Raw genomic sequence first — 15,114 nt, forward strand, 5'->3', positions numbered from 1 at the left:
CGGCTATTGCCGGACCAGGGCGCGCTGCGCGTCATCCCGGATACGCCAATCGATCAGCCCCTTCAACATTGCCGCCGCAGTCTGGCGGCGCCAGGCGGGGTTTTGCAGGTTGGCCAGGTCGCGGTCGCTGGACAGAAAGCCGATTTCAACCAGAACCGATGGGATATCTGCCGATTTCAGTACCGAAAAGCCGGCCGAGCGCTGTGGTTTGCGGTTGAGAGGACCACCCTGCGCCTGCAACCCGGCCACCAGCGCCTGCGCCAAGGCAATGCTGCGCGGCTGGGTTTCCTGCCGGGCCAGATCCAGCATCACCCCGGTTACCTTGTCATCGGTATGGCTCAGATCGGTGCCCGACAGCAGATCGGCCCGGTCATGGCGTTCGGCCAGGCTTGCCGAGGCTGCATCCGTTGCCTCGGCTGACAGAGTATAAACGGTTGTGCCCTGCGCGTGGCCTTGGGTCAGGGAATCCGCATGCAACGAAATAAACAAATCTGCCCCGGCCTGATGGGCCAGCGCCGTGCGCCGCTCTAGCGAGACAAAGTAATCGCCATCGCGGGTGACCTGCACCGCAAATTGACCGGATCGGACCAGAACCTCGCCCAGCTCCAGCGCGAATTGCAGCATCAGATCCTTTTCCATAATCCCGCCTGCCGCCTCGGCACCGGGATCAATGCCGCCATGACCGGGATCAAGAACCACCAAAAGGGGGGCGTTTTCATCTCGTTGCGGGACAATATCCAAGGCCTGCGGCACCGGAAGATCCCAGCGTGCATCATGTGGCGCCCCCGATACTCTGGCAAAATCTTCTGCATCGCTTGGCGCCAGCGAAATATCCAGCACCGCCGCAGATGTCACCGGATCCACCGCAAGCGCCGCCGCCTCTACCGCCATCGGCCCAGACAGGGCCAGCACCATGCGCGACCAGCCCGGCACATAGGTGCCAAACTTGACCGAGGTAATCTGCGCCCCCGACAGCAGCTCGTCAGATTTCAGCCCGGTCCAGTCGACCTCTTGAAAATCCAACACCAACCGGGGCGGCCCGTCCAGGGTGAACAGCCGATAGGGCACCCCCTGGCTCAGCCCAAGGCGGATATCAGCCCCAGCTCCCGCATCGGCAATACGCGACACTGCGGGATCGACACGGGCCAGACCGCTAAAGACTTGCCCGGCAGCGGCCCCCTGCGCGCGGGCCTGCGATATCATCAGCCCACCGCTGCCCCCCCCCATGCAAGCCAGCACCGCTGCCATCAAAAATGCCTTCACTATGACTTTGCCCATGCTTTGCTTTCTCTGTTTCATGGCTGCACCCTAGGCCAGAACCTGGCGCAAGCACAGCATCCCTGCGCCCGACATCACCGCACGCGGATTTCAGCCACGCGTTGCCATGAACTGGGCCAGCCGCGCCAGCCCTTCCGTGATATCTTCGGTTGACCGCGCATAGGAAAACCGCAGCGTCGTTGCGCCGCGTACTGGATCAAAGTCCAGCCCAGGAGTCACGGCAACCCCAGCCTTTTCAAGGATTTCCGCCGCAAAGCTGCGGCTATCAGAGGTCAGATCCGCCACATCGGCATAGACATAAAATGCCCCGTCCGGCGGCGCAATCTTGTCAAAGCCCGCCTTTGGCAGCCCCTCAAGCATCAACTGGCGATTACGCGCATAAACCGCCAGGTTTTCGCGCATCTCATCCTGACTGTCCAAAGCCGCAAGCGCGGCCACCTGGCTGGCATGCGGCGCACAGATGAACATGTTCTGCGCCAGCCGCTCGACCACCCGCACGTGATCTTCGGGCACCACCATCCAGCCGGCGCGCCAGCCAGTCATGGCAAAGAACTTGGAAAAGGAGTTGATCACATAGCAGTCGTCGGTCAGCTCCAGCGCGGTGACCGCCTTGGCCTCATACTCTAGCCCGTGGTAGATTTCATCGGAAATGAACGCAGCCCCCTGGGCCTGCGTTGCCTCGATCAGAGCCCCCATGGCTGCACGGTCAAGCATGGTGCCAGTGGGGTTGTTGGGCGACGCAACCATCAGCCCGGCCAGATCAAGCCCCGCCAGATCGGCGGCCACCGGTTGCAGCCGGTTTTCAGCTGCAGTTTCAATATCCACCGGGGTCAGCCCCAGCGCCTTGAGGATCTGACGATAAGACGGATAGCCCGGCGCGCCAATGCCAACCCGGTCTCCGCTGTCAAACAGCGCGGTAAAGCTGAGCAGAAAGGCGCCGGAAGAACCCGGTGTCACCACCACCCGCTCTGGGTTCAGATCGACGTTGTACCATTCACCATAAAGCTGCGCGATACGTTGCCGCAGGGCGGGTAGCCCCAGCGCCACGGTATAGCCCAAGGCATTGTTTTCCAGCGCATCCGCCAGCGCGCGCCGCGCCGCCATTGGCGCACCGGTTGACGGTTGGCCCACCTCCATGTGGATGATGTGGCGACCCTTTTCTTCGGCCTGGCGGGCGGCCTCCATGACATCCATCACAATGAAGGGATCAACGTTTGACCGGCTTGAGTTTCGCATGCTCATCTCCCATGGTGCGCGCATGACTTTTGACCGCTTCTCCCGCCTGGCGTCAATCCCGGCCCTGATGTTTTGTGCCCTGCTGTATACTGCCGCCGCAGTGCAGGCAGCCTCTATTACCTTGTTGCGGGATGCGGATATCGAACAGGGCCTGTTGAGACTGGCCGCGCCTGTGCTGCAGGCCGCAGGGTTGAATGCAAAACGGGTGCGTGTGCTGGTGGTGAACGACTCGCAGTTCAACGCCTTTGTCTTGGACAGCCGGACGATTTTTTTGCATTCTGGCCTAATCCTCAAATCCACCAGCCCCGAAATGCTGCAAGCGGTGATCGCCCATGAGGCGGCCCATATCAGCAACGGCCATCTGGCGCGGCGGATGCAGAACATGCGCTCAGCAGGATCGGCGGCCGGGCTTGGCTTGGCGCTGGCCGCGCTGGCCGCGGCAAGCGGTTCTCCCGAGGCCGCAGCGGGAATCGCTATTGGCAGTCAAACCTCTGCACTGCGGGGGTTTTTATCCCATACCCGCGCTGAAGAATCCTCGGCTGATCGGGCAGCTGCCAGCTATCTAAGAGCAGCCGGGATCAATCCGCAGGGCCTGGTCGATGTACACCAGCTCTTTGCCGGACAAGAGGTCCTGAGCGCCGCCCACCAGGATCCCTACATGCGCTCGCACCCGCTTAGCCGGGATCGGATTCGCGCTGCCAAGGCCTTTGTTGCCGCCACCGGTGCCGCCCCCCATCCCAACCCGCAGGCAGACTATTGGTTTGCGCGGCTACGCGGCAAGCTATCGGGCTTTACCCGCGCGCCGAAATGGAGCCTGCGTCGCGCCACGGATGAGAGCCATAAAGACATCCAGCTTATGCGCGAAGCCATCGCCCATCACAGGCGCCGCAACCTGTCAAAGGCGCTGCGCGCGATCAATGCTGCCTTGGCAATCCGGCCCAATGATGCCTATTACCACGATCTCAAGGGGCAGATTCTGTTTGAACACCGCAACTGGAACGCCGCCAAGAATAGCCTGGCACGGGCCGTGCAGCTGGTCCCGTCAGATGCGTTGCTCCTGGCCAGCTATGGGCGGGCGCAACTCGCCGCCGGAGCGCCGCGCGAGGCCCTGAAGACGATGGAAAAATCCCGCAATCTGGATTTTCGCAATACGCTTTTGCTGCGGGATATGTCACAGGCCTACGCCAAGACCGGTCAAAACGGAATGGCAGCTGTGGTAACCGCCGAACGCTATGCCCTTGCCGGGCGTCTGGACGATGCAGGCCTGCACGCCAAACGTGCCACCGCCCTCTTGCCGCGTGGGTCTGCCACCTGGCGGCGGGCCCAGGATGTCTTGGTGGCCTATGAACAAAGTCAGAAAAGGAAACGACGATGAAATCTCTCTCACGCAGGGTCACTGGGGCCACAACCGCCCTGATGCTGGGGCTGGGCAGCCTGCCGGCGCAGGCCTTTGATCTGGGTGCCATGTCCAAAGATGAACGCGCGGCCTTTGGCGCAGAGGTGCGTGCCTATCTGATGGAAAACCCCGGTGTCATCATCGAGGCCGTCAACCTGCTGGAACAACAGCAGGCCGCGCAAGAGGCCAACCGCGACGAAGCCATGGTCGCGGCCAATATGGAAGAGCTGTACAATGACGGCTATTCCTGGGTTGGTGGCAACCCCGAGGGCGATATCACCCTGGTTGAATTCATGGATTATCGCTGTGGCTATTGCCGCAAGGCCGCCCCCGAGGTTGCCAAGCTGTTGCAGACCGATGGCAACATCCGCCTGATCGTCAAGGAATTCCCGATCCTTGGCGAAGCCTCTGTCTTTGCCTCGCGCTTTGCGGTGGCGGCCAAGCAGGTGGCGGGCGACGACGCCTATGAACAGGTGCATGACGCCCTGATCGCGATGGGCGGAGAGCCAAACGAGGTCACCCTGCGCCGTCTGGCCGACGGGCTCTCGCTGGATGCAGATGCGATTATTGCCGCAATGGATACCGAGGCCGTCACAGAAGAACTGCGCCGCACCCGCGCCCTGGCGCAGAACCTGGCGATTTCGGGCACGCCGACCTTTGTTCTGGGCGACCAGCTGCTGCGCGGCTACCTGCCGGCCGATCAGCTGAAAGCCCTGGTCGACGAACAGCGCGAAGAAAACAGCTGATCGCGACCTCTATCAACAAAACAAAAGGGCGCTGGTGTGGCGCCCTTTTCGTATAATTCTTTGATTTCATGTAGGGCACTGGCGCAATACCCCTGCCCCGCTACGCTGGCACCAATCAGGCCTCGGCAGCCTGGGCGGCCTCTTGCGCGTCGATGGCTGCAGCCTTCTTCTCTACCTCTTCGACGATATGGTCCACCATGGCGGCATTGCTCATCTTATGGCTGGCCTTGCCCGCCAGATAAACCATGCCAGAGCCAGCGCCGCCGCCAGTAAAGCCCACATCCGTCATCAGGGCCTCACCAGGACCGTTCACAACACAGCCAATAATCGACAGGCTGAGGGGCGTGTGGATATGGGCCAGCCGCTCTTCCAGCGCTTCGACCGTCTTGATCACGTCAAACCCCTGGCGCGCACAGGACGGGCAAGAGATAATGTTGACGCCACGATGGCGCAGGCCAAGGGATTTGAGGATCTCAAAGCCAACCTTGATCTCTTCGACCGGATCCGCCGACAGGCTGACGCGCAGGGTATCGCCAATGCCCATCCAAAGCAGCTGACCCAGGCCAATGGCGGATTTTATCGTCCCCGAGACAAAGCCGCCCGCCTCGGTAATGCCAAGATGGATCGGAGCATCCGTCGCTTCGGCCAACTGTTGATAGGCAGCGGCAGACATAAAGACATCCGAGGCCTTGACCGAAATTTTGAAGTTGTGAAAATCGTGATCTTCCAGGATCTTGATATGATCCAAGCCGCTTTCGACCATGGCTGCAGGACAGGGTTCGCCGTATTTTTCCAGCAGGTGCTTTTCCAGCGATCCGGCATTGACGCCAATACGAATGGCGCAGTTGTGGTCGCGCGCCGCCTTGATCACCTCGGCAACCCGCTTTTCATCGCCAATATTGCCCGGATTGATCCGCAGACAGGCAGCCCCGGCTTCGGCCGCCTCAATCCCGCGCTTATAGTGAAAGTGAATATCAGCCACGATCGGCACCGGGCTTTCGGCGACGATTTCTTTCAGCGCCTTGGAAGAGGCCTCATCCGGGACAGAAACCCGAACCAGATCCGCCCCCGCTTCGGCGGCGGCCTGCACCTGGGCAATGGTGCCGGAAATATCGGTGGTCAGGGTATTGGTCATGGTCTGCACCGCGATGGGCGCATCGCCGCCAATGGCCAGGTTGCCAACATGGATCTGGCGACTTTTGCGGCGCTCGATATTGCGCCAGGGGCGAATGTGATTCATCGACATGCAGACTGATCCCGGTTGATCCTCATTACCGGTTAGATACGGGCTCCGCCCCGGCGCTGCAATGGGGCGACCAACGGGCAAGCCCGGCAAAAGCACTTTCTTTGGCTGAAAAGACCAAGCCCCCCTGGATGAAACAGATCAACAGGCGGGCAACCCGGCACAGCCTGGACCCGCGATCACAACAATAAGACATGGGTCGATGCATCGAAAGCCCGCGCAAAATCCCGATAAGGGGTCGGCACAGCCGTAAGGCAATTTATTCGCTGGCAGGTTTCTGGGTTTGCAATGATGCCACCATGGTGGCCAGGGCGCTGTTTTTCACATCCGCCAGATCAGCCACTTCAAACCGATCCAGCACACCGTCAACCGAGAGATCGATGTTCTTGCTCACCTGGCCACGATCGCCCACCGGGCCAAAGTGATTGCCGTTGACGGCAAAGTAAATCGCGCCGCTTTCGCCGGTGCGCAGCTTTGGCGCCTCTTCGGTGAGCGGCACTGTGAAGCTGTCACCGGCGTTCATGATTGTTTCATAGATGACCGAGCCATCGGCGACGGTCACCTGCACCCAAGAGGGGCGCACCGCAACCATTTCAACCCCAGGGGAGACGGTTTCGACAACCTGTGGCACGCCCGCCCCCGCAGGGCCGTCGGCTGGCAGGCTGGCATCCGCCAGGAGCACACTGGGCAGTTCTTCGGGCACGGCAAAGTTACCCAGGCTGCGCGGATCAAGCGTTGCGATGGGGGCATCACGCGCTGTCAGAACCGGCACATCCAACGCCTGCGGACGATACAAACGATCCAGGGCCTCGGTCGCGGGGTCGCTGACAGCATTTGCCGCCGTCATCGCATCGCCAAGACGGCGCGCGGATTGCAGCGGGTCGACATCTGCCAGAACCAGCGGCGTCTGTTCCACCGGGGCGAATTGCACCTGCTGCACTTCTTTCAGGATGCTCAGCCCACCATAGCCAATACCGACGATAAGGCCGACAAGCACCAGCAGAGAGCCGATAGCGCGCGGTTCAATATGGCTGAAGACCCCAGCATCCGCCGGTGCAAAGGGTGTGGTTGGGGTGGTAAAGGCACCACTGCCCAGACCACCGCTGGTGGTGGTGACCGGACGGGGCAGTGCTTTACGCGACGAAGCCTGGGAGGACATGCCATGCGCAACAGAAAAGCCGCTTTCGCGGCAAAACGTTTCAAAAGCAACCTCGGGATCCATGTTCAGATAGCGCGCGTAAGAACGCACATAGCCGGCAATAAAGCCTGGCGTATCAAAAACGGAGGGTTCGGAATTTTCAATGGCAGCGACGTAAGAGGCCTTGATGCGGAGTTCGCGCTGCACATCGAGCAGGGATTTCCCCATAGTCGCCCGCTCGCCACGCATCATATCCCCGAGGCGCATCTCATAATCATCGAAGCTCTTCAGAGCAGGAATCTCTTCATGCTCCTTCGACTTGCGCAAAGTGAGGCGCCTCATCATGCCCGCTGTCCCATCATAGCCTGCCGCAATCGACATCTCAGGGCACTCACCGAATCACATCGAGATTCAGCTGTACCTTTTCATTGAGTAAGACATAACACACTCAACCGCTTTGAACACAAAACTGTGCTTTAACCGGCCAGTTCGGCACGATTCAGCGCACAATGCGCCCAAAGACTGTCCATTGCCTGGACCAGGTGGTCGATTTCTTTTGGCCCATGCACCGGCGAAGGCGTGAAGCGCAGCCGTTCGGTGCCCCGTGGCACAGTTGGGTAGTTGATCGGCTGCACGTAGAGGCCGAACTCTGACAGCAGCATATCGCTGAGTTTCTTGGTATGCACAGGATCGCCAACAATCACCGGCACGATATGGCTGCCGTGGTCGATGATCGGTAGGCCCAGACCTTTCAGCCGCAGCTTCAGCGCCTTGGCCAATGCCTGGTGTTCGTCGCGCAGCTCGGGGTGCTCTTTCAGATAGGCGACCGATGCCGCTGCCCCGGCTGCAACCGCAGGCGACAAAGAGGTGGTGAAGATAAAGCCCGGCGCATAAGAGCGGATCGCATCGCACATTTTGTTCGAAGCCGCGATATAGCCGCCCATCACACCAAAGGCCTTGGCCAGGGTGCCGTTGATGATGTCGATACGGTGGGCCAGATTATCGCGTTCAGTCACACCGCCACCGCGCGCCCCGTACAAACCCACGGCATGCACTTCGTCGATATAGGTCAGGGCACCAAATTCATCCGCCAGATCGCAGATCTCCTGAATTGGTCCAAAATCGCCATCCATGGAATAAACCGATTCAAAGGCGATCAGTTTTGGCGCGCCCGGATCGTCTGCCTCTAGCAGCTGGCGCAGATGCGCCACGTCGTTGTGGCGGAAAACACGTTTGTCACCACCATTGCGCCGCACCCCTTCGATCATCGAGGCATGGTTCAGCGCATCAGAGTAGATGATCAGCCCCGGAAACAGCTTGGGCAGCGTCGACAGGGTGGCATCATTGGCAATATAGGCGGAGGTGAACAACAGCGACGCCTCTTTGCCGTGCAGGTCAGCCAGCTCTGCCTCTAGCCGTTTGTGATAGACCGTGGTCCCAGAAATATTGCGCGTCCCACCAGAGCCTGCCCCGGTGGCATCAATGGCGTCGTGCATCGCCTGCAACACGACGGGGTTTTGCCCCATGCCAAGATAGTCATTGCCACACCAGACCGTGATGTCCTGGCTGCTGCCATCCGGGCGGGTCCAAACGGCATGAGGAAACTGGCCATTTCGGCGCTCGATATCGATAAAGGTGCGATACCGCCCCTCTTCGTGAAGGCGATCAATGGCGGCATCAAGTTTCGCGGAATAGTCCACCGGCTTCTCCATAGCTATCTCAAGGCGCCGATCCGGCAGCGCTGGCTGTGTATCTGGAACGCAGTTGGCTGGTCGCAAACTCATTCATATTAGTGAATAAGTACCAAATGCGTATCGTCTCTTCAAGCTGATAGGCCGCAAGACGCGTAACAACTTTGATGTAGGTCAAATAAACCTATAGCAATCGCCCGGCAAGAAGCTCAGCGCCCGCTTTTCCCCCTAAACCGGCAAATCCGCTGCGACAAAAGTTCCAAATGCAGCTGATTGGAAACCCAATGGGGTCATTATCGCTGCCGCAGCCACGTCCCGCACAGGCCAAACGCACAGGCTGGCAGATCTGGCTGGCAGATCTGGCCCCCGGCATTTGAGGCTGCTAGGGTCCCGGCATCACTTCTCAATTCCCACCAACTGCCGGAGAAAACAATGTCGCTGAACGACGTGCTTGATCGGATTGACACAGAGCTTGACGCCGCCACAGAGCGCCTGCTGGAGCTGCTGCGCATCCAATCCATTTCCACTGACCCCGCCTTCAAGGCCGACTGCGACAAGGCCGCCGATTGGCTGGTTGCAGATCTCAACAGCATCGGCATCCCGGCGCAAAAACGCCCCACCCCCGGCCACCCGATGGTGGTGGGCCATATCGGTGAAGAAAATACCGAAGCGCCGCATGTGCTGTTTTATGGCCACTATGACGTCCAGCCAGTTGACCCGCTGAACCAGTGGACCACGCCGCCCTTCGAACCACAGCTGGAAGAGACGGAAAACGGCACCGTTATTCGCGGTCGCGGTGCCTCGGATGACAAGGGGCAGCTGATGACCTTTGTCGAAGCCTGCCGCGCCTGGAAAGCAGTCCATGGCTCTCTGCCCTGCCGCATCACCTTCTTCTTTGAAGGCGAGGAAGAAAGCGGCTCTCCCTCGCTGGTGCCCTTCATGAAAGAACACGCCGCCGAGCTGAAGGCGGATCTGGCGCTAATCTGCGACACCTCGATGGTGTCGCGCGGGGTGCCGTCGATTTCCTCGCAGCTGCGCGGCATGGTCAAGGATGAATTCACCCTTGTTGGGCCACGCATCGACCTGCATTCCGGTCATTACGGCGGACCCGGCCTGAACCCCCTGCGGGAAATGTCACGCATCATCGCCTCTTTCTATGACGAAGACAGCGGCGCGGTTGCAGTGGAGGGCTTTTACGAGGGGGTCGAAAAGGTGCCAGCCGAACTGCTGCGCCAATGGGAGGCCTCGGGCTTTGATGCCAAGGATTACCTGGGCAATGCAGGCTACACCCAGGCCCATGGGGAAAAAGACTACACCATCCTTGAACAGCAATGGGCCCGCCCGACGCTGGAAATCAACGGCATCTGGGGCGGCTATAACGGCGCGGGCTCCAAAACCGTGATCCCATCCGAAGCCCATTGCAAGATCACCTGCCGTCTGGTCGGCGACATGAATCCAGATGCCGTGCGCGACAGGTTGCGCAAACATGTCGAAGCCCAGTTGAAACCGGACTGCAAAGTGGTCTGGAACAACGATCTGGAAGGATCTCGTGCCTCGGTGATGGATATTTCCCGCCCCGAATTCGAAGCCGCCCGCGGTGCGCTCAGCGATGAATGGAAACGCGAAGCCGTCTTCTGTGGCATGGGCGGCTCTATCCCGATTGCTGGATTCTTCAAGTCGATCCTGGGCATGGAATCGATGCTCGTCGGCTATGCCAACGAGGATGACGCGATCCATTCGCCCAATGAAAAATACGACCTCAAGAGCTTCCACAAGGGCACCCGTTCCTGGGCGCGCATCCTGGATGCCTTGAGCAAATAACGACCATCAGGAGGGGCCGCCACATCGGCCCCTCTACCACAGGCGCCCCGGCTGCGTCGGACCAAAGCCTCTGCACCTCTCCTACAGGGAAATATGTGCGATATTCGCCCAGATCCCAGCCTGCTTTAAGACTTGCTTAGCCAGATCTTGCGAGACTGGGCAGGAATATTACTGCCCTTGCGAATGGAGACAGACAATGCCGCATAGCAAATTCAAACGTCCTGCCGGTTTTGAAGGAATCCAGAGCGATCCGGAAGAAAGCTACCGCGCGGGCTATCAACACGGGGTGCGGGTCATGCTGCGCCACCTGGAAGCAAAGCAGACACCAGACATGGAACGCCTGACAGAGTGGGTCAACTCAGAATTGACCGCCTGGCGCCACGATACCCAGGCCGAACCCACGCCCCCTGCCCCCTGATCCCGGCGGCATCCCTGATGCGGTGAAACAGATTGTCCAGCCCCTGCACGGGGCTGTTTGCCCATCTAGGGCTTTGCCGCGCAGCGCCCGGAATATGCCGTGCCCAGGGTGGGCATCGCTTCCAGGGCGGCTTTTCCGCAAGAAAATTATATGATCATATATGGTGAAAAGTGGCGCGGTTGACGGGGCTCGAACCCGCGACCCCCGGCGTGACAGGCCGGTACTCTAACCAGCTGAGCTACAACCGCGCATCTATGCCTTTTCAGGCCACCCAAAGGGCACAAGGAAAGTGGCGCGGTTGACGGGGCTCGAACCCGCGACCCCCGGCGTGACAGGCCGGTACTCTAACCAGCTGAGCTACAACCGCGCATTTTCCTTCTTCTGTGGCTTGCGCCACATTCCCCATCCGGAGCGGGATTTGATATGCTCAAATCAAACAGGCAGCAGTGGCGCGGTTGACGGGGCTCGAACCCGCGACCCCCGGCGTGACAGGCCGGTACTCTAACCAGCTGAGCTACAACCGCGTGCTGCCCATCCAGCGTTGCTGCTGAATGTTGGGCTGTAATATTCCCAGCACTCGGGGATCGTCAAGCGGTGTTTTGGCATTTTCTCCGCTTTGGTCGAAAAAAATAGCCAAAACATCCTAACTATTTGATTTTCATAACTTCGATTGCGCTCACCCGGACCGCCAGCGCCATTTCAGATGCGGTAGCCCAGAATCGGGCACAGCCCGCACAGCGGCGCTGGTCGGGATTTACCAATCCGGAGTGCGGCCTGATGCAGCAAAAGCCGATCAATCGATGCAGACTTCCTTCAGGGTCGCCATCATCGCGTCGTAGTTCGGGACGAAATCCTCAATATGATGCGAGCTCTGCTTGCCCTTTTCATTCAGCTTGTCGAGGTTGTCCCCCTCGCCAGACACATCAATGCCGATCTGCCGCGCCAGATTTGCCGCATGCACAGAAACCGGCTGTTCCCCTTTGTAGATTTCTTCAAACACCAGCCATTGGTAGGAAACATTCTGATACCGCAGCACCGAAAGCATACGCCCCAACATCAGCTGGTCATTCCAGTATTGCCTTTTGACCTTCTCCAGGTTGACGGGCGTTGCCTTGAATTCCCCGGACAAAATCCCCGGATAGCGCGCCTCTTCCTGCTCTGGCCCCCAGGCACCAGTCGACATCGCCATAAAGAGAGACCGCAAGCGGCGCACGCTATCGCGACGCGTCAGGACAATGAAGAAATACCCCCGCTTTTTTGCGCATTTGATCAGGGTTTTTGTTACCTCGGGGGGCACAACCTCGATGCAGTGTTTTACATTGACCTCTGCCTCCAGCAGCGCGTCAATATCCGCCTCAAGCGCGACCAGGTCCCTGCCGTCCTGGAATTTTTTAACAACATGCCCCCACATCCTGTCAGGATTGAACGGTTCGTGTTCAACGCTTCGGAACGGCGAGATCTGCGCGAGAAAGCTTTGCAGAGAGGTCCCGCCAGTGCGGCGCAACGTCAGGGTTAAAGTGGGGCGAGGTTCAGGCAAGCGTCTCTCTCCTATGGATATGCACATCCGGTGGTTTTAGATTTTGCCGAAACTTAGCACTGGCTTACAGGGGCAGCAACACGCAGATGCCCCCTGCCCAGCCGCCCAGAAATGGGCGAACGGCCCGCCAGTTCCCGTCCGGGAGCTGCACGCCTGGCTGGACGACGTGACCCTGCACACGATTCGCCACTCTGCGCTGCTGCAATGGTCTCAAATGCGGGGCCACTGGAAAGGTTACCCAACGCCCAGGGCAGTCCAGCAGGGCGCCCCCCTGTCAAACCGACGCCAGATCTGCACCGGATCAGATTCAAGATACGGCAAAGATACTGGATTACACTCTGATCCGAAAATTCGGGTAATACCGGGGCGGTTCGGGGAGCTGCGGAACATTTCGCAGGCCAGCCCCAACCCCTGAAGCCAATTAAATTTATCAAGGGGTTGGATGGTGGGTGATGAGAGGCTCGAACTCCCGACATCTTCGGTGTAAACGAAGCGCTCTACCAACTGAGCTAATCACCCGATATGCGGGGATTTAGACAAAGAGCGGGACGGACGCAAGAGGGGAAAAGGCATTTCTTTCAAAAAAAACCGCTTACTTCAAAAGTTCTTCTTTGCCGTGCTCCAACACATAGACGCAGCCCTGCTCATTCGACAGCGCCGCCATCTCCTCGCGTGACAATCCCTGGGCAATGCCGCGCAGCACCTGCCCCAGCAATCCATGCGCAACCACCACAGAAGGGCCTGTCAAAGACTGCATGAACGACAGGATCCGGGCGTGGAAACGCCCATAGCCTTCGCCATTGGGCGCGGCGCAGAACAGATCCAGATGCCTGGGATTGCTGTCCCAGATGGCGGGATAGCGCGCTGCGACCTCTGGCAGCGTCATGCCTTGCAGATCGCCGGCATGGGCCTCGGCCAGGCGGGAATCGGTGGCATAGCCCTTACCGCCAAGGGCGATCTCGGCCGTTTGTTGCGCCCGCCCCAACGGCGAGACAAAGCAGGCAGGCGACTGAGCCAGAATCGGGCCCATCACGGTGGCCTGCTGCTGTGCATGGGTCAGGCCCAGGGGGCTCAGACAAGATTCCAACTGCCCCTGGATGCGCAATTCGGCGTTCCATTCGGTTTGCCCATGGCGCAGAAACCAGATTTTTGGAAAAGTCGTCATTGGCTGCCTATCCCCGTGGCTTGATTGAATTTCCATACTGTTAGCGCCGCCTTGCCAAGAAAGAAAGCACCCCCCCGCACCAAGCCAAGCCGCACAGGTCTCGTATCAAGCCCCCTGCGCCTCTCGACAGCGGTGCAGAAAATCTATTTGTTGCCAGCCTCCACCCACAGATGGCCCGCCCTTCCTCGGCGCGGTGCTGAAACACACTGGCGATACCGTGATGACCTGCACGCTCTACTCTTTTCGCAGATGCCCCTATGCCATGCGCGCCCGGCTGGCCCTTGCCGCAGCCCAGCAACAGGTAGAGCTGCGAGAGGTGGTGCTACGCGACAAGCCCGCAGCCTTTTTGCAGGCTTCAGACAGTGCGACCGTGCCCTGCCTCGTGACACCTGAAGGCGCAATCGACGAAAGCCTCGACATCATGGTCTGGGCTCTGCGCCAGAACGATCCAGAGCGCTGGCTGGACATGCCACAGGCGGGATGGGATTGGATCAACCGCGCCGACGGACCGTTCAAACAGGCGCTGGATCGCACAAAATACGCCAGCCGCTACCCCGAAGAGGACAGCGCAGAGCAGCGAGAACTGGCCGCAGAGTTTCTGGCGCAGCTGAACGATCAGATCGAGGATTGGATCTTTGCCGAGGCCACGCTAGCGGACTATGCGATTTTGCCCTTCGTGCGTCAGTTCGCATTCATCGACAAACCCTGGTTTGACAGCCAGCCCTGGCCCGCCCTGCAGGCCTGGTTGCAGCGTTTTCTGATCAGCCCCCGTTTTGCGGCGATCATGCATAAATACCCGCAATGGCACGCAAGCGATGCGCCGACGATCTTTCCTGACGCTGAAGGCCCTGCCCAGCCTACACGCTAGGCTGCAACCAGGCCTGCAAGTAAAGCTGCATCCGTTGCGCCATGGGCTGGCTGCGATGCAACGCACAGAAATGCAGCGCCATGGCCTGGGTAAGAAAGGCCTGCAACCCCTCTGCCTGTAGCTCTGCATCAATGTCGCGGCGAAAATGACCCGTTTCAAACCAACGTGTTGCCAAGCGGTGATAGCGTTCAAAGGTGGTGGCAATCACACCGATTTCAGCAATTGCAGCGGCCCCTGACAGCCGCAGAATCACATCAAAGACATAGCGTTCCTGCGTCATCACCGTCAGCAAAGGCGCATGCAATGCCACCAGATCCGCCACCGTTTCAGGCGCGGCTTTCTGCGCCATCTGATCCAACTGCCGGTCAATCGCGGTGCCGATCAAGATGTCCATCAGGGCGTCTTTATCCTTGAAATGGGCAAAGAAAGTGCCCTTGGCAACGCCTGCACGCTTGACCACTTCCTCGGTGCGCAGCGCTGCATAGCCCTGCTCGGCTACCAGATCGGTGGCCACCGCCACAAGCCGGGCGCGGGTCTCTAGGGTTCGTTTCTGCAACTGTTTTACCATGAAGCCTTA

General features: G+C 59.5%; 13 protein-coding genes and 4 tRNA genes. 5 read left to right on the forward strand and 12 right to left on the reverse strand.

Going from position 1 to position 15,114, the window contains the following annotated elements:
* Positions 1-3: 3 nt before the first annotated feature.
* Together ACN0VH_RS14745 and ACN0VH_RS14750 are read right to left on the reverse strand one after the other, a co-directional pair.
* Entirely contained in the window at positions 4-1,203 is a 1,200-nt protein-coding gene (locus ACN0VH_RS14745; RefSeq protein ID WP_417701026.1) for an N-acetylmuramoyl-L-alanine amidase, read from the reverse strand.
* 165 nt (positions 1,204-1,368) lie between these two features.
* Positions 1,369-2,514, reverse strand: coding sequence for a pyridoxal phosphate-dependent aminotransferase (locus ACN0VH_RS14750; RefSeq protein WP_417701013.1), 1,146 nt, complete (start codon positions 2,512-2,514; stop codon positions 1,369-1,371).
* Here ACN0VH_RS14750 and ACN0VH_RS14755 point away from each other — a divergent pair.
* Both ACN0VH_RS14755 and ACN0VH_RS14760 read left to right on the forward strand, forming a co-directional pair.
* Positions 2,513-3,889 (forward strand): M48 family metalloprotease, encoded by a 1,377-nt coding sequence (locus tag ACN0VH_RS14755; protein WP_417701014.1) that lies wholly within the window; start codon positions 2,513-2,515, stop codon positions 3,887-3,889. The two genes, ACN0VH_RS14750 and ACN0VH_RS14755, sit on opposite strands and share 2 nt — an antisense overlap.
* Positions 3,886-4,656, forward strand: a complete 771-nt coding sequence (locus ACN0VH_RS14760) for a DsbA family protein (protein WP_278924283.1) — start codon at positions 3,886-3,888, stop codon at positions 4,654-4,656. Before ACN0VH_RS14755 ends, ACN0VH_RS14760 begins: the two co-directional genes overlap by 4 nt.
* A gap of 115 nt (positions 4,657-4,771) precedes the next feature.
* On the opposite strand, the gene ispG is transcribed toward ACN0VH_RS14760, so the two are convergent.
* The 3 genes from ispG to hemA all read right to left on the reverse strand — a co-directional run bounded on the left by ispG (position 4,772) and on the right by hemA (position 8,737).
* Positions 4,772-5,902: a flavodoxin-dependent (E)-4-hydroxy-3-methylbut-2-enyl-diphosphate synthase gene (gene ispG, locus ACN0VH_RS14765; RefSeq protein ID WP_278924284.1), complete on the reverse strand. Its 1,131-nt coding sequence runs from the start codon at positions 5,900-5,902 to the stop codon at positions 4,772-4,774.
* Positions 5,903-6,158: 256 nt separating this feature from the next.
* Positions 6,159-7,382 carry a helix-turn-helix domain-containing protein gene (locus ACN0VH_RS14770; RefSeq protein WP_278924285.1) on the reverse strand — a complete coding sequence of 408 codons (1,224 nt, stop codon included), beginning with the start codon at positions 7,380-7,382 and terminating at the stop codon, positions 6,159-6,161.
* 131 nt (positions 7,383-7,513) lie between these two features.
* Positions 7,514-8,737 (reverse strand): 5-aminolevulinate synthase, encoded by a 1,224-nt coding sequence (gene hemA, locus ACN0VH_RS14775; RefSeq protein WP_278924305.1) that lies wholly within the window; start codon positions 8,735-8,737, stop codon positions 7,514-7,516.
* A gap of 423 nt (positions 8,738-9,160) precedes the next feature.
* On the opposite strand from hemA, the gene ACN0VH_RS14780 reads away from it, so the two are divergent.
* Together ACN0VH_RS14780 and ACN0VH_RS14785 are read left to right on the forward strand one after the other, a co-directional pair.
* Complete coding sequence (locus ACN0VH_RS14780; protein WP_417701015.1) at positions 9,161-10,549, forward strand: M20/M25/M40 family metallo-hydrolase; 1,389 nt, start codon at positions 9,161-9,163, stop codon at positions 10,547-10,549.
* Between the two features lie 196 nt (positions 10,550-10,745).
* Entirely contained in the window at positions 10,746-10,967 is a 222-nt protein-coding gene (locus ACN0VH_RS14785) for a hypothetical protein (RefSeq protein WP_417701016.1), read from the forward strand.
* 171 nt (positions 10,968-11,138) lie between these two features.
* On the opposite strand, the gene ACN0VH_RS14790 is transcribed toward ACN0VH_RS14785, so the two are convergent.
* The 6 genes from ACN0VH_RS14790 to ACN0VH_RS14815 form a co-directional block, all read right to left on the reverse strand.
* Positions 11,139-11,215, reverse strand: a tRNA-Asp gene (locus tag ACN0VH_RS14790).
* Between the two features lie 42 nt (positions 11,216-11,257).
* Positions 11,258-11,334, reverse strand: a tRNA-Asp gene (locus tag ACN0VH_RS14795).
* Between the two features lie 80 nt (positions 11,335-11,414).
* Positions 11,415-11,491: transfer RNA gene (locus tag ACN0VH_RS14800), tRNA-Asp, on the reverse strand.
* 269 nt (positions 11,492-11,760) lie between these two features.
* Entirely contained in the window at positions 11,761-12,504 is a 744-nt protein-coding gene (locus ACN0VH_RS14805; protein ID WP_417701017.1) for a hypothetical protein, read from the reverse strand.
* Between the two features lie 443 nt (positions 12,505-12,947).
* Positions 12,948-13,023, reverse strand: a tRNA-Val gene (locus ACN0VH_RS14810).
* 73 nt (positions 13,024-13,096) lie between these two features.
* Positions 13,097-13,669 carry a histidine phosphatase family protein gene (locus ACN0VH_RS14815; protein WP_278924289.1) on the reverse strand — a complete coding sequence of 191 codons (573 nt, stop codon included), beginning with the start codon at positions 13,667-13,669 and terminating at the stop codon, positions 13,097-13,099.
* Between the two features lie 220 nt (positions 13,670-13,889).
* On the opposite strand from ACN0VH_RS14815, the gene ACN0VH_RS14820 reads away from it, so the two are divergent.
* The gene (locus tag ACN0VH_RS14820; protein ID WP_417701018.1) at positions 13,890-14,537 is read left to right on the forward strand and encodes a glutathione S-transferase; all 648 of its coding nucleotides are present in this window, start codon (positions 13,890-13,892) and stop codon (positions 14,535-14,537) included.
* Here ACN0VH_RS14820 and ACN0VH_RS14825 read toward each other — a convergent pair.
* The gene (locus ACN0VH_RS14825) at positions 14,527-15,093 is read right to left on the reverse strand and encodes a TetR/AcrR family transcriptional regulator (RefSeq protein ID WP_417701019.1); all 567 of its coding nucleotides are present in this window, start codon (positions 15,091-15,093) and stop codon (positions 14,527-14,529) included. The genes ACN0VH_RS14820 and ACN0VH_RS14825 overlap by 11 nt on opposite strands.
* Between the last annotated feature and the right edge of the window lie 21 nt (positions 15,094-15,114).

Source organism: Pseudophaeobacter sp. (assembly GCF_048267565.1).
Lineage (GTDB): Bacteria > Pseudomonadota > Alphaproteobacteria > Rhodobacterales > Rhodobacteraceae > Pseudophaeobacter > Pseudophaeobacter profundi.

Bases quoted from the DNA above. Each gene is read 5' to 3' on its own strand.
- ACN0VH_RS14770 (WP_278924285.1), bottom strand. From the start codon at position 7,382: ATGATGAGGCGCCTCACTTTGCGCAAGTCGAAGGAGCATGAAGAGATT.
- ACN0VH_RS14815 (WP_278924289.1), bottom strand. From the start codon at position 13,669: ATGACGACTTTTCCAAAAATCTGGTTTCTGCGCCATGGGCAAACCGAA.
- ACN0VH_RS14755 (WP_417701014.1), top strand. From the start codon at position 2,513: ATGCTCATCTCCCATGGTGCGCGCATGACTTTTGACCGCTTCTCCCGC.
- ACN0VH_RS14785 (WP_417701016.1), top strand. From the start codon at position 10,746: ATGCCGCATAGCAAATTCAAACGTCCTGCCGGTTTTGAAGGAATCCAG.
- ACN0VH_RS14745 (WP_417701026.1), bottom strand. From the start codon at position 1,203: ATGATATCGCAGGCCCGCGCGCAGGGGGCCGCTGCCGGGCAAGTCTTT.
- ACN0VH_RS14760 (WP_278924283.1), top strand. From the start codon at position 3,886: ATGAAATCTCTCTCACGCAGGGTCACTGGGGCCACAACCGCCCTGATG.
- ispG (WP_278924284.1), bottom strand. From the start codon at position 5,902: ATGTCGATGAATCACATTCGCCCCTGGCGCAATATCGAGCGCCGCAAA.
- ACN0VH_RS14820 (WP_417701018.1), top strand. From the start codon at position 13,890: ATGACCTGCACGCTCTACTCTTTTCGCAGATGCCCCTATGCCATGCGC.
- ACN0VH_RS14780 (WP_417701015.1), top strand. From the start codon at position 9,161: ATGTCGCTGAACGACGTGCTTGATCGGATTGACACAGAGCTTGACGCC.
- ACN0VH_RS14750 (WP_417701013.1), bottom strand. From the start codon at position 2,514: ATGCGAAACTCAAGCCGGTCAAACGTTGATCCCTTCATTGTGATGGAT.